General features: G+C 38.4%; 1 protein-coding gene. It reads left to right on the top strand.

From position 1 onward, the window contains the following. Positions 1–353: 353 nt before the first annotated feature. Positions 354–554, top strand: a 201-nt coding sequence (locus IE260_RS43495; protein ID WP_229881865.1) for a hypothetical protein, incomplete at its 3' end; no start/stop codon positions are given.

Below are 554 nucleotides of genomic sequence, written 5' to 3'. Positions count from 1 at the left end.
GATCAAACTTCTGTGTTTCAAGCGAGCGCGGACGCTCCAGCGAGCGATATGATCCCCAAAGGTAAGCGCATGGCGCTCCCGGCTCCTGGATTTAACGCGCGTTTTGAGGTATCCTATCAGTTCTAAAATTAAAGAAATCCTAGGATTTCTTTTTGAATTTTAAAACATGGAAACAAGCATGAAAAAGCCCTATAGAAACCGCCAAACTCTATGGAAAAAATTCCGCTCCCTCAACAAACTCATTAAGACGCTCTTAAGGATTTTAAAAAAGTAGTTTTATCAAAAATTTAGCGAGTTTAATTTAAGATAACGCTTTATTTCAACTCTCAAAAAGGAATCAAACGCGCTTCATTATGGCTAAAGAAACGCTCCCAATAACCCCGGATCTTTTGAAAAACCCTTATCAAAAAATCATCAATGCGAGCGCGAACGTTTTTGATGAAAACCATGGGCGATCGTTTTTTAGCGCGCCATTTTATGAAACAATTGAACCTTATTTAAAAGAAGTTTTAACCCATCCCATTGATTTAGAATGCGATCTAAACACCGCTAAA

This window comes from Streptomyces viridiviolaceus, from assembly GCF_014650995.1.
Taxonomy (GTDB): domain Bacteria; phylum Actinomycetota; class Actinomycetes; order Streptomycetales; family Streptomycetaceae; genus Streptomyces; species Streptomyces viridiviolaceus.
This window is presented reverse-complemented; position numbering and strand designations above follow the sequence as displayed.